Source organism: Bacillus sp. X1(2014) (genome assembly GCF_007678255.1).
The window spans coordinates 76085-98858 of sequence record NZ_VEED01000015.1 but is presented as its reverse complement, the minus strand read 5'-3'; the positions used below and the strand labels follow the sequence as shown (position 1 = coordinate 98858).

Annotated in this window: 20 protein-coding genes; 9 read left to right on the top strand and 11 right to left on the bottom strand. The window is 36.4% G+C overall.

Annotation, left to right across the window (positions count from 1 at the left end):
- Nucleotides 1-91 precede the first annotated feature (91 nt).
- The 7 genes from FS608_RS22440 to FS608_RS22410 all read right to left on the bottom strand — a co-directional run bounded on the left by FS608_RS22440 (nucleotide 92) and on the right by FS608_RS22410 (nucleotide 9442).
- On the bottom strand, nucleotides 92-2107 hold the full coding sequence (locus tag FS608_RS22440) for an ABC transporter ATP-binding protein (protein ID WP_144554797.1): 2016 nt from the start codon (nucleotides 2105-2107) through the stop codon (nucleotides 92-94).
- On the bottom strand, nucleotides 2104-3861 hold the full coding sequence (locus tag FS608_RS22435; RefSeq protein ID WP_144554796.1) for an ABC transporter ATP-binding protein: 1758 nt from the start codon (nucleotides 3859-3861) through the stop codon (nucleotides 2104-2106). Before FS608_RS22435 ends, FS608_RS22440 begins: the two co-directional genes overlap by 4 nt.
- Before the next feature lie 439 nt (nucleotides 3862-4300).
- Nucleotides 4301-6265, bottom strand: coding sequence for a transglycosylase domain-containing protein (locus tag FS608_RS22430; protein WP_144554795.1), 1965 nt, complete (start codon nucleotides 6263-6265; stop codon nucleotides 4301-4303).
- Nucleotides 6266-6471: 206 nt separating this feature from the next.
- On the bottom strand, nucleotides 6472-6927 hold the full coding sequence (locus tag FS608_RS22425; RefSeq protein WP_144554794.1) for a helix-turn-helix transcriptional regulator: 456 nt from the start codon (nucleotides 6925-6927) through the stop codon (nucleotides 6472-6474).
- Between the two features lie 110 nt (nucleotides 6928-7037).
- Nucleotides 7038-7193: a FeoB-associated Cys-rich membrane protein gene (locus FS608_RS22420; protein ID WP_144554793.1), complete on the bottom strand. Its 156-nt coding sequence runs from the start codon at nucleotides 7191-7193 to the stop codon at nucleotides 7038-7040.
- Between the two features lie 21 nt (nucleotides 7194-7214).
- Nucleotides 7215-9218, bottom strand: coding sequence for a ferrous iron transport protein B (gene feoB, locus FS608_RS22415; protein ID WP_144554792.1), 2004 nt, complete (start codon nucleotides 9216-9218; stop codon nucleotides 7215-7217).
- A complete protein-coding gene (locus tag FS608_RS22410) occupies nucleotides 9218-9442 on the bottom strand; it encodes a FeoA family protein (RefSeq protein ID WP_144554791.1) in 225 nt (74 codons plus the stop codon). Before FS608_RS22410 ends, feoB begins: the two co-directional genes overlap by 1 nt.
- Nucleotides 9443-9856: 414 nt before the next feature.
- Here FS608_RS22410 and FS608_RS22400 point away from each other — a divergent pair, with 414 nt between their 5' ends.
- The 4 genes from FS608_RS22400 to FS608_RS22385 all read left to right on the top strand — a co-directional run bounded on the left by FS608_RS22400 (nucleotide 9857) and on the right by FS608_RS22385 (nucleotide 14813).
- Nucleotides 9857-10987 (top strand): histidine kinase N-terminal domain-containing protein, encoded by a 1131-nt coding sequence (locus tag FS608_RS22400; protein ID WP_144554790.1) that lies wholly within the window; start codon nucleotides 9857-9859, stop codon nucleotides 10985-10987.
- Between the two features lie 149 nt (nucleotides 10988-11136).
- The gene (locus tag FS608_RS22395) at nucleotides 11137-11697 is read left to right on the top strand and encodes a GNAT family N-acetyltransferase (protein ID WP_144554789.1); all 561 of its coding nucleotides are present in this window, start codon (nucleotides 11137-11139) and stop codon (nucleotides 11695-11697) included.
- A gap of 141 nt (nucleotides 11698-11838) precedes the next feature.
- Complete coding sequence (locus FS608_RS22390; RefSeq protein WP_144554788.1) at nucleotides 11839-13167, top strand: hemolysin family protein; 1329 nt, start codon at nucleotides 11839-11841, stop codon at nucleotides 13165-13167.
- Between the two features lie 293 nt (nucleotides 13168-13460).
- Nucleotides 13461-14813, top strand: a complete 1353-nt coding sequence (locus FS608_RS22385) for a hemolysin family protein (RefSeq protein WP_144554787.1) — start codon at nucleotides 13461-13463, stop codon at nucleotides 14811-14813.
- A gap of 75 nt (nucleotides 14814-14888) precedes the next feature.
- Here FS608_RS22385 and FS608_RS22380 read toward each other — a convergent pair whose 3' ends face one another.
- Entirely contained in the window at nucleotides 14889-15185 is a 297-nt protein-coding gene (locus FS608_RS22380) for a hypothetical protein (RefSeq protein WP_144554786.1), read from the bottom strand.
- A 98-nt stretch (nucleotides 15186-15283) separates the two neighbouring features.
- Nucleotides 15284-15553: a CGCGG family putative rSAM-modified RiPP protein gene (locus FS608_RS22375; protein WP_483861894.1), complete on the bottom strand. Its 270-nt coding sequence runs from the start codon at nucleotides 15551-15553 to the stop codon at nucleotides 15284-15286.
- 272 nt (nucleotides 15554-15825) lie between these two features.
- On the opposite strand from FS608_RS22375, the gene FS608_RS22370 reads away from it, so the two are divergent.
- A complete protein-coding gene (locus FS608_RS22370) occupies nucleotides 15826-16137 on the top strand; it encodes a HesB/YadR/YfhF family protein (protein ID WP_144554784.1) in 312 nt (103 codons plus the stop codon).
- A gap of 75 nt (nucleotides 16138-16212) precedes the next feature.
- Here FS608_RS22370 and FS608_RS22365 read toward each other — a convergent pair whose 3' ends face one another.
- The gene (locus FS608_RS22365; RefSeq protein WP_144554783.1) at nucleotides 16213-16743 is read right to left on the bottom strand and encodes a hypothetical protein; all 531 of its coding nucleotides are present in this window, start codon (nucleotides 16741-16743) and stop codon (nucleotides 16213-16215) included.
- Nucleotides 16744-16998: 255 nt separating this feature from the next.
- On the opposite strand from FS608_RS22365, the gene FS608_RS22360 reads away from it, so the two are divergent.
- Together FS608_RS22360 and FS608_RS22355 are read left to right on the top strand one after the other, a co-directional pair.
- On the top strand, nucleotides 16999-18258 hold the full coding sequence (locus FS608_RS22360; protein ID WP_144554782.1) for a DUF445 domain-containing protein: 1260 nt from the start codon (nucleotides 16999-17001) through the stop codon (nucleotides 18256-18258).
- 149 nt (nucleotides 18259-18407) lie between these two features.
- Nucleotides 18408-18773, top strand: a complete 366-nt coding sequence (locus FS608_RS22355; RefSeq protein ID WP_144554781.1) for a cytochrome-c oxidase — start codon at nucleotides 18408-18410, stop codon at nucleotides 18771-18773.
- A gap of 70 nt (nucleotides 18774-18843) precedes the next feature.
- On the opposite strand, the gene FS608_RS22350 is transcribed toward FS608_RS22355, so the two are convergent.
- On the bottom strand, nucleotides 18844-19656 hold the full coding sequence (locus tag FS608_RS22350; RefSeq protein ID WP_395947811.1) for a 5'-nucleotidase, lipoprotein e(P4) family: 813 nt from the start codon (nucleotides 19654-19656) through the stop codon (nucleotides 18844-18846).
- Nucleotides 19657-19823: 167 nt separating this feature from the next.
- Between FS608_RS22350 and FS608_RS22345 the strand changes: the two genes are divergently transcribed.
- Together FS608_RS22345 and FS608_RS22340 are read left to right on the top strand one after the other, a co-directional pair.
- A complete protein-coding gene (locus FS608_RS22345) occupies nucleotides 19824-20447 on the top strand; it encodes a TetR/AcrR family transcriptional regulator (RefSeq protein ID WP_222127392.1) in 624 nt (207 codons plus the stop codon).
- Between the two features lie 60 nt (nucleotides 20448-20507).
- The gene (locus FS608_RS22340; RefSeq protein WP_144554779.1) at nucleotides 20508-22739 is read left to right on the top strand and encodes an MMPL family transporter; all 2232 of its coding nucleotides are present in this window, start codon (nucleotides 20508-20510) and stop codon (nucleotides 22737-22739) included.
- Nucleotides 22740-22774 lie beyond the last annotated feature (35 nt).

The following is a 22774-nucleotide window of genomic DNA, read 5'->3' as shown; positions in this document are numbered from 1 at the left end:
CTAACTAGAGAAAATGTTCATCATACTTAAGAAGATAAAGACCTAACCTAAAAGAGAAGCGTCTAAGTTCCCTAATTCTAATAAAGTTTTTCTAGCCGGCCAAATCTGCGTTGCCCTGCTGAAGTTCATACATTTGATAATATTTCCCTTTTTTCTCCATCAATTGATCATGTGTGCCCTTTTCAACAATCATCCCGCGGTCTAAGACAATGATTTGGTCAGCGTTGCGGATCGTTGATAACCGGTGCGCAATGATAAAGGTGGTCCGCCCTTTTTTCAGAACTTCCATTGCCTCTTGAATCACAGTTTCCGTTTCTGTATCAATACTTGACGTAGCTTCGTCAAGTATGAGTATAGCTGGATCGAATGCCAGCGCTCGTGCAAAGGAAATGATCTGCCTCTGCCCACTTGAAAGGGTACTGCCTTTCTCAAGTACTGGCTCATCATAACCATTTTCTAAATTCTTGAATACCTTGTCTGCCCCTACATCCTTTAATGCTTTTTCTACTTTTTCTTTGGTTATCGCAGAATCATTAAGACTTACATTTGAGGCTATAGTTCCGGTAAATAAATAGGGATCCTGTAAAACAATTCCCATATGGTTACGAATAGATTGACGGGGAATCGTTTCAATATCCATTCCATCAATAGTAACTTTTCCCTTTTGATAATCATAAAAGCGGAAAAGTAAATTCATAATGGAACTTTTTCCAGATCCCGTGTGGCCAACTAGGGCAACTGTTTCACCATGCTTTGCTTCAAAATCAATATTCTTTAAAACGTATTCCCCGTCTTTATAACCAAATGATACATGATCAAATATTACATTTCCTTTAAAACGAGTAATTCGCTCACTACTTACATTTTCCCCAGGTTCATCCATCAATTTAAATACACGTTCTCCCGCCACCAGAGCAAGTTCTAGATTGGCCAATTGATTAACAATCCCCTGCACCGGTTGAAAAAGCCGATTAATATAATCAACAAAGGCATACAGCATCCCTAATGAAAGAATGGTAGAAGTATTTAGTGCCTGACCGCCAAAATACCAAATAAATGCTACAAAAATAAGATTTCTTAGGACTCCGACAAGGTTGTGCGAGGTTAATGAATTGAGACTTAATAATTTATTCTGGTAGGTAAAGTGCTCATGGTTAAGTTTCTCAAAATCTGCTTTTGTTTCTTTTTCGCGACTGAATGCTTGGATAATACTCATCCCTTGAATTGACTCATTAATCATTGCATTTATTTCGCTATTCTTCGAACGAATCACACGGTTGTATTTTGAAGCATACTTACGGTAAATCAACATCCATACATAAATTATTGGCAATAACAATAAACAGATTGCCGCAAGCCTTACATTTAAAATAAACAAAGCCACATAAATGCCAGTAATATAAATGGAACTTGTAAAAAAGGTGGCGAGAACGGTGACATATAATTCACGGATTGCCTCCGTATCATTCGTAATTCTTGCTACTACTTTACCAGCAGGCAGGTTATCAAAATAATTAATTGGCAGACGTTGAATCTGTCCATACACATCTTCACGCATTTTTTGAATGATGCGGTTGGCAGATTTTTGCAATAAGAAGCGTTCACCGTACTGAAAAACAGCTGATACTACCAAGAGTCCGAAATAAATGGCTAAAAGTTGAACGATAGGGAGAATCTCAGGCTGATAAAAAGCTAAAATTTCAGACAACCTAAGGATCTTTGCCTGATATTCAACCTTTCTAACACCATTTTTTATCTCCAATGTTCCGGCATTTAAGGTCCGCTTTCCGTCAAATTCAATCTTTTCGTCGATAAAAACAAACTTGGAACCGACTTGCAAAATTTGGATATGCTTTCCCTTTTGTTCACTACTAGATACATACTTTTCTCTTTTATAAAATTTCCCTTCATAATTTACTGCTTTTTTGCCGCCTGATGTTTCATACCAAACAGATTCAATTCCTAAAATATGCTGATCAATAATATTTTTAGCAATAAACGGGCCAGCGAGATCAGTTCCGACAGAAATGGTCAGCATGATCAATGCTGCGAAAATAATTTTTTTATACGCCAAGGCGTATTTAGCTAATCGTTTTCCTGTTGTCATGCTTGCACCTCTTCCTCTATCTTCCCTGTAATCTGCTGGCGAATAAATTGTTCCTTATACCACCCATCATGTTCAAGAAGCTGTTCATGTGTCCCTTCTTCGACAATTTTGCCATCATCTAAAACAATAATATGGTCGGCATGTTGGACAGCGGACATTCGATGTGTGGTGATGATAGTGGTCTTGTCATTTCTTACCTTTCTAATATTATCAATGATTCTTTTTTCTGTTTTAGCATCAACTGCCGATAAGGAATCATCGAGGATTAGGATTTCTGGATTTTTGATCAGTGCGCGTGCAATCGAAATCCGTTGTTTTTGCCCTCCGGATAAGGCCACTCCCTTCTCTCCAACGAGTGTACTTAATCCCTCTGGAAGGAGGGCAAGATCTTTTCGAAACGCAGCTAAATCAATGGCCTCTTCTAATTCTTCATCACTCGCTTCTTTCCTGCCAAAGAGGATATTCTCTTTCACACTTCGAGAAAACAGTACATGATCCTGAGGCACATAACCAATCCAGTCGCGAACCTGTTCTAAGGTTTGCTTCTCTAAAGATACCCCTGATATGGATACCTCTCCATCGCCTAGTGGATATTGTCTTAATAACTGTTTAATAAAGGTGGTCTTTCCTGAACCTGTTTTACCGACAATACCCAATGTCTGCCCCTGGAGAAGCCTAACATCAACCTGATGAAGGTTATCATTCTTAGATGAAGGATAACGAAAAGTTACCTTCCCATAATCAATTTGATCTGCACGTGGTATCGAAACAGGGCTTAGTGGATTGATGACTTCCTCCTGATAGCTAAGTGTTTCATTTACACGGTCCAGTGATGCATTCCCCCTCTGCATCACATTGATCAACTCGCCAATTGCGAACATAGGCCAAATAAGCATCCCTAGATACACATTAAACGAAACAAGATTGCCCAATGTGATCGATTGATGGAAAACTAAATAGGCACCATAACCGAGCCCAATTAAGTAACTAATACCAACAAGCACCTTAATTGTTGGATCGAATAATGCGTCAATTTTTGCAACGTTAATGTTCTTGTGATAGACATCCTCCGTAAGCTGATGAAACCGCTTACTATCTGCAGATTCTTGAACAAAAGCACGGATGACTCTAACTCCTGCAACTGATTCAAGTACTCGGTCATTCAGTTCACCAAACGCATCTTGAGCTTCCATGAAGCGAGTATGAATTCGTTTTCCATACATTTGCATTAAAATCGCCATAATTGGCAGCGGGATAATTGCCGCAAGCGTTAACTTCCAACTAATTAAAATTCCCATCGTTAATAGTAATGTCAGCATCCATACACTTGAATCTACAAGTGTCAGGATCCCAAAACCTGCTGTGATTGATATGGCCTTTAAATCATTAGTGGCACGCGCCATTAAATCTCCAGTTCTATTTCTTTCATAGAATATCGGAGTCATTTTTAGTAAATGAGCAACGAATCTGGACCTAAGTTTCCTTTCTACAAGGAAGGCCCCTCCAAACAGCCGGTACATCCATATATAGGTTATTGCATAGGACGAAACCAGAATTGCCAAAAGAATGCCAAGGTATTGTATTATTTTCTTATTACTTATACTGCCTTCATGAATATCATCAATCGCTAATCCGATTAATTTAGGCGGAATCACATCCAATATGCCGACTAAAATTAATAGGGTAATCGCGATGAGATAACGCTGCCAATTTTCTTTAAAGAACCAACTTAATTTTTTTAACACCGCAAACATAACTGACTTCCCCCTTATGTTTTACTATCCTCCGTCTATTGCTCCTGCTGTATTTCCTGTCCAAGATCCTTCTAAATATCCCATCCAAATTTCCTCCCTTAAGTTTGTTTTGAACTATAAAAAAAGACATACCGCAACAGTGCAGTATGCCTCCTTTTAAAAAAAGGGACAAAAAAACACACGTCACGTATTAAATAAAACGTAACCTGTGTTTTTGTCATTAATCAATTATTTCACATTGATAATTTAACAGGAAATTTCTTCAGGACAGGTTACATACAAATATTCAATTGTTAAAGAGACATGATTGAATGTAGTCATTTTTGTAACCCTCCCTTTCCTTTTTTTTCTTCCTTTGTTAGGTTATCACCAGTTCTTTTAAAAGTCAATTCCCATTTTTCTGAATTGTCTCGAATAACTTTCTTCTCATAGAGGAACATTAATGACCTTTTCCCTTATCATTCCATCTCTTTCTCCATTTTTCCTTTTGCTTATTCCATTTTTCTTCCCACTTCTGAACCTCGTTATTAAAATTCTCTTGAAATTTATAACGATTCTTAGCAGCCTCTTCTTGCTTTTTCTTTTCAATCAATGTGGAGATATGCTGGACATTAAAGCTTTCAACAGGCTCATTCGTTAATGCTTTCGTCATAACTTCCCGAAAAATAACTGCTGAACCTTTATTGCTGACAGGCGTAATATAATGATCCTTGTCTGTTTTATCGTAGCCAACCCAGATCGCCCCGACCAGCTGCGGCGTATACCCAACAAACCATTGATCCTTCAAGCCATTTATTCCCTCAATTGGAACTTGAGTTGAACCAGTTTTTCCAGCCGTTTCTCGGCCAGGTATTTGTGCAGCCTTACCTGTACCTTGTTCCACTACACCAAGGAGCATGGTCGTTATATTGTTGGTTACTGCTTTTGTTGTGACTCTTTCTTTTTTTGCTTTCCAGACAGCGACAACCTTTCCGTCAGCATCAACAATTTTCTTAATTGCATGCGCCTTTATTCTTACTCCGTTATTTGGAAAAACAGAAAAAGCTTCAGCCATGTTCAAAGGAGAGACACCTTTATGCAAACCACCTAAGGCAAGAGATAAATTACGGTCATTTTTGTCCAATGAAATTCCGAACCGCTTAATTGAATCTAATCCTTTTTCAATTCCAAGTTCATTTAACAGCCAAACAGCAGATACGTTTTTTGATTCTTTTACTGCTTCATACATGGGCACCTGACCAGCATATTGATTATCGTAATTACTTGGTTGATAACTCCCAAATGTCATTGGCTCATCTTTTAACAAATCAGTCATCTTCCAACCTTCTTCCAATGCAGGTGTATAAACCGCTAATGGCTTAAAGGAGGAACCAGGCTGAGCTTTTAATTGCGAGGCTCGATTATAACCTCTAAACGTATGTTTTCCCCTGCCGCCAACAATTGCCTTAATTCCACCTGTCTTGGGATCTAAGAGGACACCACCGCTCTGAACTAGGGTATCTTTTCCTTCTTGGAATAAGGATTCAATTTGATAGGTCTCTTCCATGGCTGTTTGCATTTCAGGTTCAAGTTCGGTAAAAATTTTATAGCCGCCTGTTAGTAATTCATCCTGTGATAATCCATATAAAGTTATAGCCTCTTCTAAAACCTGATCAACATAGTATGGAAATTTGCCTCGGAACGGGTCACCGCCCTTATCATTTAAAATTACTTTTTCATGAATGGCTTTTTCATACTGGGAATCCGAAATATACCCTTGTTTCTTCATTTGTATTAATACTAGATTTCTTCTTTCGGTCGCCTTTTCCATATGTTCATAAGGATTCAAGGCAGAAGGTGCTTTAATTAGTCCTGCAAGTAATGCAGATTCACTGATCGTTAGGTCATTAACCTCTTTGGCAAAATATTTGCTTGCAGCCATTTTAATCCCCCATGCACCATTTCCAAAATAAATTTGATTTAGATACATTTGCAAGATTTCTGGTTTTGAATATTCACGTTCAATCTGTAGTGCTAAAAAAACCTCCTCCATCTTCCTATTTAAGGTTTTTTGCGAGGTGAGAAGTGTATTCTTAGTCAATTGTTGCGTTATGGTGCTGCCTCCTTCAACCATTCCTCTAGCTTTTAGGTCTCGGATGAGCGCCCTTGATGTCCCTATCAAATCTACACCGCTATGTTGATAAAATCGACGATCCTCAATAGCAATAATCGCGTTTTTCATTGAATCAGGAACCTGCTTAATAGAGACACCTTCATTTTTATTTGAGGACACTTTACTTGCTACATCATCATTCACATCATAAAACACGGTAGATTGTGGCAGTTCGTTCTTAAGTCCTGATATATCTGCATCCTTGGAAAAATAATAAAGTAGTCCAAAAAAACTTAAGATGATGATTAACATAGAAAGTACAATAGTTTGGAACAAGTGCCACTTTTTCAAGTTATTGAATATGGTCTTAATTTTCTCTTTTAATACCAAATGAAAAACATCCTTTATCTGTAATCTATCATCGGTTAATTTTCGAAGATAGGGAGAGTTTTTATGACAATATTTAGTATTCCAAAAAAAAGAAAAAAGATGGCGGATCCCCATCTTTTTTATGTCGTTTATTCATTTTTCGTCAATTCTTTAAAACGGTGTTTCGATACCTTTTCATCAATACTGCTAAAAATCCGATAATTTTCTTCATCCAAAATCCGAAAATGTTTACTAAGAATATTTTGTTGAAGAATATACCCGTTCTTTTTCGTTACAACTCTCCACCAAATCCGGCCGCCGAGTGTTTTTGACTTCCGAATATCTATTCCTTCGCGGGCAACCGTTTCTAACACCTCAAGCGGCTCATTTCCAAATAGAAATTGAACTGTTTCAGTTTCACGAAATAATGCACAAATCGAAACTACAGTAGACCAGTTGGCTAAAACTCTACCTTTTTCAATTTGAACAAGTGTTTTCTTCGAGACACCAATAATGTCTGCCATTTTATCCTGTGTATAGCCGACTTCCGTCCGTATGAGGCGAAGCTTTTCAGAAACCTGCATTATAATTTCATCTCTGGTCAAATTAAGCCCTTCCTTCAATTACAACTAGTGTAATTTTACACTAGTTTACTTAAATCTTCAAATCCTAGCATCAAAAAACTGCTACCTTTATTGATAGCAGTTTCAATTATTTATAGTGGTTTAGGCGGTGTTCCGCAATTACTAGAACATGAATTTTTCAAATCGCATGCCCCGCATTTTCCTTCTTTCGATTTATTAATAAACCTAACTAAAGCCCATGTCGCGTATCCAAAAATAGCTGCTCCAATTAAAATATTGGCAATCATTTGCTACACCTCTTTCTAGAATTAAACAAGTCCTAACAATTTGCCGCCTTGATAGATAATCAAAGAAAGCACATAAGCAATTGCAAATGCATAAATCATAGAAAAAGCTGTCCATTTTTTTGAATTTGTTTCTTTATAGATAGTTGCTACTGTCGCAAGGCATGGGATGTATAACAAAATGAAAACCATGAAACTATAGGCAGCAAGCGGAGTATAATAGTCCGCCAATAACCCTTGCAAACTTGCATCATTCGGAACAAAATAAATAATATTCATGGTAGAAATAATGGCCTCTTTTGCCAAGAACCCTGTAATTAACGAGGCGGATGCCTGCCATGTTCCAAATCCAATTGGATCAAAAATTGGGGCGATTACATTCCCAATCATGGCTAAATAACTATCTTCCATGTCAACCTTTAAACCATTGGGCCCAGCATAAGATAATAACCAGATAAAGACAGAACCTGCAAAAATAAATGTTCCAGCTTTTCTAACAAACCCTTTTCCTTTATCCCAAGTACTCCTCCACAGTGATTGAAACTGTGGAAGACGGTAAGGAGGCAGTTCTATAACAAATAATGAAGTTTCCGATTTTAGTAATGTAGACGAAAAGATCTTGGCTAAGACCAATGCAACTACAATCCCAAGGACATATAGACTAAGCACAAATAAAGCCTTATTTCCTGCAAAAAAAGCTCCTACAAATAACGCATACACTGGCAATCGTGCTGAACAGGACATTAATGGGGTAAGCAATATGGTTACCAGTCTTTCCCGTGGGGTCTCTATTGTTCTGGCTGCCATTATTCCTGGTACATTACAACCGAAGCCAATCATCATAGGGATAAACGCCTTCCCATTTAACCCAACTGACTCCATAATTCGGTCCATTACCAATGCAACACGGGCCATGTACCCGGAATCTTCTAATAAAGAAATAAAGAAAAATAGGATAAAAATTTGCGGAACAAATACGAGTACACCGCCTACACCAGCAACTAACCCATCAATAATTAATGCATGAATAAAACTTGAAGCATGAATGGCGGTTAAAACCGACTCAAATCCTGTCGTAATTGGGCCTGTTAAAAGCCCGTCCAAAGCATCAGATAATGGTGTTCCAAGCCAATCAAAAGTCAGCATAAACATGATGTACATAAGCAGTAAGAAAATGGGCATTCCTAAAAAACGATTGGTAACGATCATATCAATTTTTTCAGAAAGTGGAATGTCAAAGTTACTTTTTATAGCCACTTCGACGACGATTTTTTCTATTACTTCTCTTCTTTTTTGATAAATATAGTTTGCTAATGATTTTACATGATATTGTGTTTGTAAGATAGACTCTAAGTTAGCCGTTAGGGCATTAAGTTTTTGATTATCAACTATAGTCTCAATGTAGTTTCTAACATATTCATTTCCTTCAAAATATTGAATAGCTAGAAATCGGCCAGAAAGGCCGGTTTTGCCATTTATCTCAGCTGTCAAAGCGACAATTGCTGCATCTACCTCTTTACCATAGTAAACAAGGTTCTTTTTAGCAGGCAAGATTGATTGAGTCGATATGACATCAACTAATTTATCACAGCCCTTACCACTTCTTGCCACAACAGGAACAACTGGCACTCCGAGAAGGATTGAAAGTTTAGATGCATCTATCTGAATCCCGCGTTTATTCGCTACATCGACCATATTAAGTCCAATAAGTGCTGGTTTTTCAAACTCTAGCAATTGCAAGGTAAGATGTAAATTTCGTTCTAATTGTGAAGCATCTAATATATTTAGCAGGCGGTCCACTGATTCATTAAGAAAGAAGGATGTAACCACCCCTTCATCCTTCGATAAAGGATTAAGTGTATATACACCAGGTAAATCAATTAAATGACCAATATTATTTTTAAAAACACCAACTTTTTTTTCAACGGTTACACCGCTCCAGTTACCAACATACTCATAGGAACCTGTAAGATTATTAAATAATGAAGTTTTCCCTGTATTGGGATTTCCGATTAGAGCGATTTCCATTATATTCTCTCCACTTCAATTCGAACTGCTTCTCTACGGCGAATACCTACACATTGTCCGCAAGATTCAATCATAATTGGACCGCCGAATGGCATGACACACTTCACACACACTTCTGAACCTTCAGTGATCCCTAAGTCAAGTAAACGTCTTTGTACCAGGTGACCTACAAGAGAAATATCAATGATTTTCCCTCTTTCTCCTGCTTTTAAAGAACCAAACATGTATACCACCCTATCCTCGCTAATTGAGAATGATTATCTTTCTTGTATTTTAACATTTATTTGAGTTAAAAAAGCTTAATAAATTTGTCAAAAGTTTGAAGATTTTTAAGAATCAACACACCACCACTAGACAATAAAAAAGGAAAAGAGCTAAAAGCCCTTTTCCATTTCCTTTTACTTATAAATTTTATTTTGAAAATAATTTCTTGGGTACCGCACTCATTACAATGATGATAAAGATAACACTGATGATGAAGCTTGGCAGCATGAATGTTCCATTATATAGGAGTGAGTTTTACATTTACAAGAGATAAAATTCTAGACTTTTATGCTAAAATAAAGGAGGATTTTCTATTTAAACCTCGAATAGATACTGTAAGCAGTTTTTTGTCAATAACATAGGGGGAAAACGGCATGTTCACGGAAAACCAAACAGATTTAATTGATTTTTTCAATCAAAATAAACAGAAATTAATTCAAGATTGGGAAAATGCCATTGTTACCACTAATACGGATCCTTTTAAATTAAAAATACACGAAAACGGCGAGGCGTTACTCGAAGTTTTACTTAATATGCATAAAATGACGGAAAAAGAGCTTTTAGACATAATTGAAAAACTCGCTATTGAAGTATCGGAAGAAAGAGTTTTGGCTGATATTAACCTTGGTGATTTTGTTTATAATGTTAATCTTGGCAGAACAGTTTTATACAGCCAATTAAGTACTACGGGAATTCCATGGGCAGCCCTGCAGGAAGCATTAAACAAAGTAAATTTTTGTTTCGATAAATTTTTATACTATGCTGTTTCCCATTACTCTGAAGCAAAGAACAAAATTATTGAAGAAAAGACAATGCACATTGACTCTACCCATCAGGATCGATTAACATTACTTGGGCAGATGACCTCAAGCTTTATACATGAGTTTAGAAACCCCTTAACCTCTGTTCAAGGATTTATCCAATTGCTGAAAGCTGATTATCCAGAGATGAAATATTTAGATATCATTTCAAGTGAATTGGATCAACTTAATTTTCGCATCTCACAATTCCTCCTTTTGTCAAAGAAGGAGTTAATTGGTAAAGAAAAAGATAACTTCAATTTAAATACATTAGTGGAAGAAGTATTAAACTTCCTTTATCCAAGCATACTTGACGGAAAAGTAAAAATAAGAAAAGAACTACGAGAAGATATTATTCTTAATGGGTATGCAGATGAAATTAGGCAGGTTTTAATTAATATTATCTTTAATGCGATTGATGTATTGAATCATGATGAAAATCCGAATCCAACAATCGAAATCAATAGCAGACTAGAAGATCAATTCATCAAAATCAATATTTCAAACAATGGACCTGTGATTCCCGCAGAACTAAGAAAGTCCATTTTCGAACCATTTTTTACAACAAAAAAACTAGGTACAGGTCTTGGCTTGTTTGTATGTAAAGAAATTATTGAAAAACACAAGGGAAATTTAGAATGTGATTCATCTCCAGATAAAACTACATTCTCGATTCTGTTACCTGTTGCAGCCCAAACCCCTTAAACCTAATAAACAAGAAAATCATAGCACGAATGCCAATCCCACTTTATTTAAAGCCGGGATTTTTTTATTTGTGTCATTAATAAATCTTCCCGTTAACAACCTTTTATGCATATGATGAACTAAAAATTTTTTATCGGGAGATTAGGCTAATGTTTACATTAAAGGTTGATAATGAAATTGAACTCCAGCTATTTCAACAGCATCACGCCTTAGAACTTTATCAAATGGTGGAAGAGAACCGTGAACATTTGCGTGAATGGCTGCCCTGGGTAGATAGCATGAACTCCCCGTATCAATTTGAATCCATTATTCCGATATGGCTAAATCAATTTGCAGAAAATAGTGGATTTAATGTAGGGATTGTCTATAAGGGTGAGTTGGTGGGCTCAATTAGTTTACAACAAGTAGATTGGCACAACCGAATGACAAGTATCGGATATTACCTTTCAAAAAAGGCAGAAGGTCATGGCATAATGACTCGATCCGTTCAGTTCCTGTTAAACTATGCATTTTTCCAATTGGGTTTAAATCGAGTTGAAATTCGCTGTGGCATCAAAAATAAAAAAAGCCGTGCTATACCTGAAAGACTCGGTTTTACTAAAGAAGGGATCATTAGAGAAGGCGAACAATTATACGGCCGCTTTCACGACCTCTTTATTTACAGTATGCTTGCCCGTGACTGGAATAAACGAGTTCCTTATTTGACATAAAACCGAATTTCTAATTCGAATGGATGCTGCCTGATTGGCAGCATTTTTTCTGTTCGATTTGCTTATAGAAATTTTTTTTGAAATAATGTTTTAGAGACCAACGTGAGTGAGGTGGCAACCCTTACACTTGTAAGGTGATAGATGATTTGGATGAATGTAGTGATTATTGTTATCCTAATAGCCTTTACTGCCCTTTTTGTCGCTTCAGAATTTGCGATGGTAAAGGTTCGATCCACAAGAATTGATCAATTATTATCAGAGGGTAATCCAAAAGCAGAAGCAGCTAAGAAGGTAATATCTAATTTGGATGGTTATTTATCTGCCACCCAGGTAGGGATTACGATTATCTCCCTTATTTTAGGATGGCTCGGGGAGCCTACTATTCGGGAATTGCTTAATCCTTTTTTTGACTTTATTCATATCCCCTTGTCACTTAAGCACATTATTTCGTTTATCTTTGCTTTCATTCTCATCACTTATTTCCATGTCGTGATTGGCGAATTATCACCGAAAACGATTGCAATTCAAAAAGCGGAAGAAATTCTCTTGTTCTTTTCTCGTCCGTTAATCTTGTTTTATAAACTGATGTACCCGTTTATTTGGATTCTAAATCGATCTGCCCGGTTTGTTACTGGTCTTTTCGGAGTACAACCTGCATCCGAGCACGATATCGTCCTTTCCGAGGAAGAATTAAGGTTAATTCTTTCGCAAAGTTATGAGAGTGGTGAAATAAACCAATCCGAGTATCGATATATGAACCGAATATTCGAATTTGATAATCGGATTGCTAAAGAGATTATGGTTCCCAGAACTGAACTCGTAACCCTTTCTAAAGATGTATCCATGGAAGAAATTATTGAAATAGTTAAGGAAGAAAAATATACAAGATATCCCCTTATTGATGGTGACAAAGATAATATTTTAGGGGTTATTAATATAAAAGAAGTATTAACAGATTGTATCCAGCAAAAATGTACTGGCGAACAACCACTGCTTCCCTATCTAAAGCCCGTTATTCATGTCATTGAAACTATACCGATTCAAGAACTTCTGCTCAAACTTCAAAAAAACCGTTCACATATGGCAGTGTTATCTGATGAATATGGCGGGACAGCAGGAATTGTCACGGTTGAAGACATACTTGAAGAAATTGTTGGTGAAATTCGCGATGAATTTGACTTGGATGAACTTCCTCTTATCCAGAAAAAAGCCGATGGTCATTTTATTTTAGATGGTAAAGTATTAATCAGCGAAGTAAACGACCTCCTCGGCACAACACTTGATGAGGAAGATGTCGATACAATTGGCGGCTGGTTTTTAACACAAAAGTTTGATGTACATAAAGGTGACTCCATTGATCATGAAGATTTTGTTTTTCAAATTAAGGAGATTGAAGGACACCATATCTTGTACATTGAGGTTTATAAAGCCGATTCAGATGAAAAACAAGCAGATGCAGATCCTGAGTAGGATCTGCTTGTTTCTTTATATAAATTTTTGTAATATTTCGTCTTTATCGTTCATATTCACTATGTTTCTCCATAAAATATAGTTATCAACTAATATACTAACCAGAACGTTTGACTGTATAGTTCAAATTCTTTATAATTATTGTTAATTTATTAAATTGTCGAGGTGGTATGATGACCATTAGACGAGATTAGGAGAAAACTAGAAATAAAATCAAGGAAATAGGAGCTAATTTTTTTATCAAACTGGGAGGTGACTCCTTACCTGTCTAAAAACAGGATAAGGGAACTTATTTGGACATATTTAACTTGGTTATTATAGCCATTTTAATTGCGTTAACTGCCTTTTTTGTTGCTTCAGAATTTGCTATTATCCGAATTAGGAGCTCAAGAATTGATCAGTTAATTGAAGAAGGAAATTCGAGTGCTGTAACTTCTAAAAGAGTGATTTCTAATCTGGATGAGTACCTTTCAGCCTGTCAGTTGGGAATAACCATCACTGCCCTTGGTTTAGGTTGGCTAGGTGAATCAACTTTTGAAAAGATTCTGCATCCAATATTCGAAAGACTGAATATTCCAGAAAGCTTTAACCAAGTATTATCTGTTGGCTTTGCATTTGCAGCAATTACCTTTTTACACGTAGTAATTGGTGAACTTGCTCCTAAAACATTGGCAATTCAGAAGGCGGAATGGATTACTTTGGTGGTATCACGTCCGCTTGTTCTATTTTACAAGGTAATGTACCCCGTAATTTGGTTGCTTAATGGCTCTGCACGAATTACGACTAAATTTTTCGGTCTTAAGCCGGTATCTGAAAATGAAATTGCTCATACAGAGGAAGAACTTCGAATTATCCTTTCTGAAAGCTATAAAAGTGGTGAAATTAACCAATCTGAGTTTAAGTATGTAAATAAAATTTTTGAATTTGATAACCGTATTGCCAAAGAAGTTATGGTTCCAAGAACAGAAATCGTGTCCTTATCAAAAGAAGATACATTAGAGACATTTCTTCAGGTATTACGTGAAGAGAAATTCACACGATATCCCATCATCGATGGGGATAAGGATCATATAATTGGACTTATCAATATAAAAGAAGTAATGACAGATTTAATTGGCAATGAAAAACTAGCTGAACGGACTCTAGAAAACTATACTCGACCAATTATTAGAGTAATAGAGACGATTCCAATCCATGACCTATTAGTAAAAATGCAAAAAGACCGCGTTCACATGGCAATATTAATGGACGAATATGGTGGTACTTCGGGACTTGTAACAGTAGAAGATATCCTTGAAGAGATTGTTGGGGAAATTCGTGACGAATTCGATATGGACGAAATTCCAGAGATACGAAAAATTAAAGAAAACCATTATATTATTGACTCAAAGGTTTTAGTTAGTGAGGTCAATGATCTTCTGGGAGTAGAAATTGACGATGAAGATGTGGATACAATTGGAGGTTGGATTCTAACCGAAAATTACGAAGCAAAAGAAGGAGATATCCTTCTTCATGAAACCTATTCCTTTAAAATTCTTGATATGGAAGAGCATCATATTCGTTATATTGAGGTCACGAAAAACGCCAATAATGACGAGAATGTTAGTCAACAAGTTTCAATATCCAACTCAGAAGTGCTTTCTTAAAACATTCCTAACCAGACGGATTTGAACTGACCCGTCTGGTTTTTTTCTGATCCATTAGCTCACTTAATAAAATGATTATCGTGATTTAATTATAATCATTTCCTCTTCTATTTTGGCAATTTTCACTAAATGAGAATCAAGACGGCGGTTAATATGATGTATTTCGCTACTGTGTGTCTCTTCTATCCGTTGAAGCGATTCCTTTATATCAGAAAGGTCAATTTGATTTACTTCTACTCGGTGCTCAATGCTATCCATTTTCTCAAGCCGGGATAATCGTTTTTCAATACTTTCTAATGTTTCATTTAAGGTACGGAATAAACTTTTTATGTCATTAACATTATCTGTGAGCTTATCGATTTCTTGTACCATTGGAAGACCCCTCCTTCGTTCTTGCTCCTATCTTATCATTATTTTCACTATATATATGTTACAATATCAGCAACACTCGATCGGAAGTAAACACTGACTTATATTTTCCAAACCCTTAGTACATATCCCCCACATCCACATTGATCAATGTATTTAATCTTTACTCTATTGTCGTACAACTCCTCTAATAACGGCTGTAAATAAACAACAGGATCCCCAAACACGGCCGAGGTCACTAGGTTTACATAGCACCCCTTTTCCGTTTCTTCTACCGCTTGAAGTGCATCAGTTATGATCAGGTCAATATCATGTTCGTATTCATCGTGTTCTAAACCTTTCGTCCAATCTTTATCCATAGATTCCTCCATAAAAGTATTATTTATTAGTTATTAAAACCTTTTTTGTAAAAAAAGTTGTGATTCATTGCACACAAGTGAACGTTTTAAGAAATATAAATGAACATTTTTAAAAATCATACTATCTTAGGACCAGACCGTGAATAAAATCACATGCAAAACTATATAAAAGATATAATCTTTCAATATAGGGAAATGGAAACAGGCTTTTTTTATCTTTAAACATGACATCCATTTCTTCCTTTATGAATCAATACCTAATAGGAAAAGGCTGGTGCATTTAGATGTTCATATCTATCGATGAAAGAGCTGCCAAATGGTTCACAAATGAATTCGAATTTAACAAACCATTTTGCATTCGGATGTTTCCTCAATACGCTGGTTTTGGGATAAAGCATAAAGGTTATAGTCTTGCTTTTTCAGTTGAATCCCCTGTTCATGTTGGATATTCTAAAGAAATTAATGGGATTACCTTCTTTGTTGAAGACAATGATGTTTGGTTCTTTGAAGATACGGAAACATCATTAACTATGGATAATCATCTAGATGAAATTATGGTCACATATCATGAACTCCCAAGCTTAGCGGTAAATTAATTAAATATGAAGACGATAAAAAACAAGCCAGCATGTTATCTGGCTTGTTTTTAATTGATAGTTATGAATTGGATTTTAATTTACTTGCTTATCAACGCTTGGTGGAAGTAATTTTTCACTTTCATATACTTTACCAAGTTTTTCTTCACCCTGTGTGAAGGTTGCAGTAGCTGCATCAAAATTAGGGGTTTCCTTTTTTAATTCATCTGCTTTAGCTTGGTAAGAAGCCGCAAAATCCTTAATCGCCGCATCAAGATCAGCTTTTTTATCTTTTAATGATGCAGGAACTTGATAAGTATTTAATTCGGCCGCAACTGATGCTGCCGATTCACTTGCTTTAGCTCGATCTTCAGCAGTTGGTAATTCCTCAGGTGTAGCATCTTCCTTAGTTGCTTTTGCAACATAAGCATTTAAATCAGCATCTTTTGCGTTAATTTTATTACCAAGATCCATATAAAATCTGACTAATTCCTTTTTAACATCCACTTTAGATGCAGTTTCTTCCGATGTTTCCTTCTTGTCTGTCTTTGCTTCATCATTGCTTGAGCAAGCAGTTAGACCAATAGCCATCGTAATCGCAGTCACAAATAACAAGAGCTTTTTCATTTCCATTTCTCCCTAATCTACTATTTTTGAAACCTTGTTCATTTTACAATATTTTATTATATTAAAAAAGTATTTAGAGCTCCAAAGGGTTAATTTTTTCTGAATTTTTTTTATAACCTATTCCCTAAGTATTTATCTTTTATATAGGATTTAGTAAATAATCCAAATATAAGTATTTTTTTTTGCTTTTTTTTAACTAAAATTGAGATAATAGCAATAGGCAATAATATTTCTCAAAAATGAGGGGTTTCAAAGATGGTAAAAAGTAAGAATAAAAAAACACAGCATTTGGCAACCATTTTTCTTGCTGTGATGGGGATAGGCTTTCTAGCCACGATTCCAATAAAAGATTCAATCTGGGGGATTATCCTACAGGGGGGATTTGAAGCGGGTCTAGTAGGGGGACTAGCCGATTGGTTTGCCGTAACAGCATTATTCCGGCATCCACTAGGTATTCCTATACCACATACAGCCCTGCTGCCAAAAAATCGGCATAGAATTATCGCTGGAATCATTTCCATGTTAGAAAATGATTGGCTTACCAAAGAGAGTATCCGCAGAAAAATTGATACCATTCATTTTACTGATAAAATATTTGACATCATCGACAATGAATTACCTTCTCCAGCAGTTCAAAAGAATTTCATCACGATCGCTAAACATTTGCTAAAAATCTTTGATATAACAAGATTCGCTCCACTATTAGAAGAAGAAATAAAAGCTCGAATCCAAGATATCGATAGTAAGAATTTTCTTCCTTTGCTGATAGACCAATTTAAGATCAGAAAATATGATAAAAAAGCTCTTGATTACTTGCTTAAAGAGGTTGATGAATGGGCACGAAAGGAAAGTACCAAGCATAAACTCGGCGGATTGGCGGTCGATGCGGTCGAAAATATCAAAGCTGATGGTTTTATGCAATTCGCCTTAAAATCATTTAGTAATTTGGTTAACGAGGAGAAATTAGGAAGTATGATGCAAGGCCTTATTTTAAAAGGGGTAGCTAGCTTCCAGGACCCACTAAATCAAAATCGCCAAACATTACTGATTCATATTGATCATAAACTGCAATCGTTAAAAAATGATCAGAAGGTCTACGATGAACTTAACAATCTTAAAACACAATTAGTTGATAGATGGAATTTGCAAGAACAAATTATTGAATTATTAAGTCAGATCGAGCAAAAGGCTTATGATTTTATTGATAAACCTAACTTTTATGATGACTATCTCCTGCCAATTGTTAAAAAGGGCTTAGATGGGATCAAATCAGATCCAGAAAAAATTCATGCGATTGAAGCTTGGATTAAGAACCATATCTCTAGTTTTGTTGATAAAAATCATTCGAAAATAGGCATTCTTGTCAAAGAAAATTTAGAAAAACTGGATGATAAAACACTTATTAAAATGGTTGAAACCAACGTCGGAAAAGACCTGCAATGGATCCGGGTGAATGGAGCTGTATGTGGATTCTTAATAGGACTTATCTTAGTTGGTATTAAAGCGCTCTTTTAATTTACCTCCAAAAAAGCTGCCGATGATGGCAGCTTTTTTCTATGAAAAAATCTTATTTTGTCCTTTTAAAATCAAAGTTCTTTTTTAGAAAAGTCCTACATATTTACTACTGTAGTCATGACATCTAAGGTAAAAAAGGAGGCTGAAAAATGGCAATAAGGTTGATTAAAATTTCTGTGGTGTATTTTGTCATTGGGGTTTGCATGGGTATGTATATGTCTATGACGGAAAGTTTTGACTTCACCCCTGTTCATGCCCATATCAACTTATTAGGTTGGCTGACTATGGCTGTTGCTGGACTCATCTATGTTGGTTTTCCTGGTGCAGCAGAAACAACACTCGCAAAGGTTCACTTTTGGCTTCATAATATTTCCCTACCCATTATGATGATAGGACTCGCCTTTTTAGTATCTGGGACAGAAAGTGCTGCTCCCGCTGTAGCTACTGGTGGTACCTTGATGGTCTTAGGGATCATTGTCTTTGCAATTAATATCCTTAAAAATGTTAGGAGTTAATCTCCACTTTTAGTTTTTATATCATTTGTTACTTGTACAACAAAAGACGCCTTTTGGCGTCTTTTCAGTGCTAGCGATACGTTTCTAATAATTTTCTTCTAAGTTTGATTTTTTCTTCATCTGTTAGCTTGTAGTTATAGTTATAAATGGCCCCTTCCCAATCCCCATACATCGGGTTTGGAAAAAGTATTAGTTTTTTACCGAATTCGTCCCTATACTTATCAACCGTCTGATCTCTTTTTGTTACAGATAATTTATCAAATTCACTAAAGTCCCCGAGGTTATCACCGAATAATAGAAGAATTTCATGTGTTTTCGCCACCTGATGGCGGCGTGTTTCTTTACCAACTTCACCGGGTTGAATTAATAATACATGCTCAACATCTGCTTGTGGCGCACCCACACTTTGCAAATTCTTAATAGTAGCATCTTTTTGTGATTCATAGCGGTTGGAAATGTAAAAAATCTCCACCCCTAACGATTTTGCATACTTCAAAAATTCAATGGCACCCGGTAGTGGTTTTGCTTCAGTCCGCTTAAACCATTCATTCCAATTAAAAGGAATCTTTCTTCCAGCCAAAACATACCATGCTTGGTGCGGACTGTTATTTACAATGGTCTCATCGATATCAAGGACTATTGCTGGTATCATGGCATTCCTGCCCCTTCTTTTACTCAAGATCTCGTCCAATCTCATTTTTCCAATGTTATAGCCTTGATAATATAATCCCTTCGCTTCCCCAGATTTTTGAAACCAAAGCACCGACATCGTATTTTGTTCAGACAAACTAGCCATTGTTTCTGCATGCGCGCGAAAATTGGTTAAAGAAATAATAAAAAATGTTGCAGTGATTATTGTAAGAATTCTATTCAATACCAACACCTATCCCTCATTTAATTTTCAATATTAGTATGTGAAATAGGAATAATTCCAATCATCCTTCGGGATTCTTCTTTTTTGCCCCTTTACTTCTTTCTCCAGTTTCGTTATATTTTACTTATCAACTGATAAGGGAATCATTATGAAAGGACCAATATTATATGAACAAGATGAACATACAAGCGAAAGCAATAGATCCTAAGGAAACGTACCAATTGATTATTCATACTGCAAGGAGCTTGTTCATGGAGCTAGGTTATCGCGCCGTATCTACAAGACAAATTGCTCAAATTTGTGGTGTGACACAGCCGGCTATTTATCATCATTTTAAGAACAAGCAAACACTTTATGTCGAAGTGATGAAGCAAACCCTTCACCAAACAGAACTTGACTTAAATGCAATCTTATCTCAGTTCACTACCTTTCAAGAAAGGCTTACTCAAATTGCACTCTATATGACGGAGCATTTTGAAATGGATCTGGCACAAATGTTTCACGACATTTCACATGAACTGCATCCAACTGAACAACAGCACCTCTATCAATCTTGGGCCAAGGCCTTTTTAACACCTTTTGAGAAAATGATAAATGATGGGGTTTCAACAGGAGAAATTAAAAAGCCTGCATTGATGAATACAACTACCACTGAATTAGCCTTTTTGATATTAAACATTATTAAATCCATTCTTGAGCTAGAAAATACTACCAGACTCTCTACAGAGGAACGGCAATTAAAGGCCGAGGAAAAAGCCAAATTAATGGTTGAAATTTTTATTAATGGAATTAAAGCGTAATTTAATTTTTTTTACCCAAGGCTTATCAAACGATAAGGAAAGAAGATAGGAGTGAACAACTTGGAAAAACAATGGTTTAGGAAGTATGGGGATGCAGTAAGTGGAAAGAAAGGCAGATGGATCGTTCTTATTACATGGCTGATTCTAGCAGCCGTTTTAAATACCACGTTGCCACAAGCAAATTCCCAAAAGAATGAAATGGCAAAAAATCTAGAATCAACCACACCTTCACAACAAGCGAAAATTGTTGCAGAGAAAGAATTCCCGACAACTTCAGGTACTCCGGCCCTTTTAACCTGGTATAAATCAACTGGAATTACGGAAGTTGATCTTTCACTTATTCAAAAGTATTCTAAGGAATTAGACAAAAATCCAGTAGATTCACAGGATTCAATTGTACCTTTTTATCAATTCCCACTCCCAGTACTTAAACAGCAGCTTTCAGAGGATGGTACAACCTTAATTTTACCTGTTACCTTTAAAAAGGATGCAGACAAGGAGGAAATTGCGGATGGCATATTAACATTCAAAGAAAAAGCTGCTTCTATCTTTCCTGAGAATCCAAATAAAGCAAAAATGGGGGATATGGATCGATTACTATTACGAATTACTGGACCTGCAGGTGTTTCAACTGATGCAACAGCTTTATTTAGTCAAGGAGACCTTTCCTTACTATTTGGAACGGTTGCCATTGTTCTCGTTTTATTACTACTAATTTATCGTTCTCCCATTTTAGCCTTGATCCCATTATTAGGAGTTGGGATTGCCTATGGTGTCATAAGTCCCATCCTCGGTGGAATGGCAAAGGCGGGCTGGGTTGAACTGGACTCTCAAGCCCTTTCGATTATGACGGTACTTCTTTTCGGTGCGGGAACTGATTATTGTTTATTTCTCATTTCACGATTTAGAAGTAACTTACTTGAAGAAAATGATAAGCTTACCGCTATGAAACTCTCGCTAAAAAGTGCGTCTGGTGCTATCGCTATGAGCGGGCTAACAGTTGTTTTCTCGTTGCTTGTGTTATTACTATCCAAATATGGTGCAATCCATCGATTCGCCATTCCTTTTAGCCTTTCTATTCTAATAATGATGGCGGCCAGTCTAACGTTAATACCGGCACTCTTAAGTATTATTGGCAGAGCCTCCTTCTATCCGTTCTTGCCGCAAACTAGGTCATTGCAAGAAGAACGGGCCCGAAGGAAAGGAAAAACGCTACCCCCTCAAAATTATAAAGAGGGTTTTGGTACACGACTAGGTAAACTTATCGTGAAAAAGCCAATCGAGTTAATGGTAATTACTTTATTATTTCTTGGTATTTTTGCATTCTTTTCATCCAAAATTGTCTATACTTACGATACCTTATCTTCTTTTCCAAAAGATATGCCATCAAGAGAAGGGTTCAAGATCATATCTGAACACTTTAATCCAGGTGAACTAGCACCTGTTCAAGTAATCGTGCAAACTGATGGGAAATCAAACTCTGTAAAAGAAGATTTAGAGAAACTCACTTTCATTGAACTAGTTTCTGAAGGGAAACAGGGAGTAAAAAATGCCAATATAATTAGCTATAATGTAGAAATGAATGTTAACCCATATTCAAATAAAGCAATGAGTCATATTCCAGACCTTCGCAAAACAGTAGAGAACAGCTTAAAAAATGCTGGAATTGTGCATACATCTGATCATGTTTGGATTGGGGGTCTAACAGCTGAACAGTATGATACCAAAGAGACAACCAATCATGACAGCAGCGTCATTATTCCAATTGTTATTAGTATCATCGCTGTTTTGCTGCTTGTTTATCTTCGTTCAATTACAGCCACAGCTTATTTAATCGGAACGGTTCTATTATCATACTTTAGTGCACTAGGACTTGGCTGGGTACTTCTTCATTATATTTTTGGAGTTGAAGCAATCCAAGGATTTATTCCACTTTATGCCTTTGTATTTATAGTTGCATTAGGGGAAGATTATAATATCTTTATGATTTCGAGTATATGGAAAAAAAGCAGGCATTTGCCCCTTCTACAAGCCATTAAGGAAGGTGTCGCTGAATCTGGCTCAGTCATCACTTCAGCTGGCTTAATACTAGCCGGAACATTTGCGATTTTAACCACCTTGCCTATTCAGGTCCTTGTGCATTTTGGAACAATTACTGCGATTGGGGTTTTATTAGACACCTTCGTCGTACGGCCATTACTTGTTCCATCAATCACCGTCTTACTAGGCAAATGGGCTTTCTGGCCGTCCAAAAGGGCTATGGCCGCTGTAAAAGAAGATTCAGCGAATTAATAAAAAAAGCAGTAGGGATGAACCCCTACTGCTTT

Bases quoted from the DNA above. Each gene is read 5' to 3' on its own strand.
- FS608_RS22370 (WP_144554784.1), top strand. From the start codon at position 15,826: ATGTTCATATCTATCGATGAAAGAGCTGCCAAATGGTTCACAAATGAA.
- FS608_RS22380 (WP_144554786.1), bottom strand. From the start codon at position 15,185: ATGGTACAAGAAATCGATAAGCTCACAGATAATGTTAATGACATAAAA.
- FS608_RS22420 (WP_144554793.1), bottom strand. From the start codon at position 7,193: ATGATTGCCAATATTTTAATTGGAGCAGCTATTTTTGGATACGCGACA.
- FS608_RS22410 (WP_144554791.1), bottom strand. From the start codon at position 9,442: ATGTTTGGTTCTTTAAAAGCAGGAGAAAGAGGGAAAATCATTGATATT.
- FS608_RS22355 (WP_144554781.1), top strand. From the start codon at position 18,408: ATGGCAATAAGGTTGATTAAAATTTCTGTGGTGTATTTTGTCATTGGG.
- feoB (WP_144554792.1), bottom strand. From the start codon at position 9,218: ATGGAAATCGCTCTAATCGGAAATCCCAATACAGGGAAAACTTCATTA.
- FS608_RS22400 (WP_144554790.1), top strand. From the start codon at position 9,857: ATGTTCACGGAAAACCAAACAGATTTAATTGATTTTTTCAATCAAAAT.
- FS608_RS22395 (WP_144554789.1), top strand. From the start codon at position 11,137: ATGTTTACATTAAAGGTTGATAATGAAATTGAACTCCAGCTATTTCAA.
- FS608_RS22360 (WP_144554782.1), top strand. From the start codon at position 16,999: ATGGTAAAAAGTAAGAATAAAAAAACACAGCATTTGGCAACCATTTTT.
- FS608_RS22375 (WP_483861894.1), bottom strand. From the start codon at position 15,553: ATGGAGGAATCTATGGATAAAGATTGGACGAAAGGTTTAGAACACGAT.
- FS608_RS22430 (WP_144554795.1), bottom strand. From the start codon at position 6,265: ATGTTAATCATCATCTTAAGTTTTTTTGGACTACTTTATTATTTTTCC.
- FS608_RS22365 (WP_144554783.1), bottom strand. From the start codon at position 16,743: ATGAAAAAGCTCTTGTTATTTGTGACTGCGATTACGATGGCTATTGGT.
- FS608_RS22435 (WP_144554796.1), bottom strand. From the start codon at position 3,861: ATGTTTGCGGTGTTAAAAAAATTAAGTTGGTTCTTTAAAGAAAATTGG.
- FS608_RS22345 (WP_222127392.1), top strand. From the start codon at position 19,824: ATGAACATACAAGCGAAAGCAATAGATCCTAAGGAAACGTACCAATTG.
- FS608_RS22440 (WP_144554797.1), bottom strand. From the start codon at position 2,107: ATGACAACAGGAAAACGATTAGCTAAATACGCCTTGGCGTATAAAAAA.
- FS608_RS22390 (WP_144554788.1), top strand. From the start codon at position 11,839: ATGATTTGGATGAATGTAGTGATTATTGTTATCCTAATAGCCTTTACT.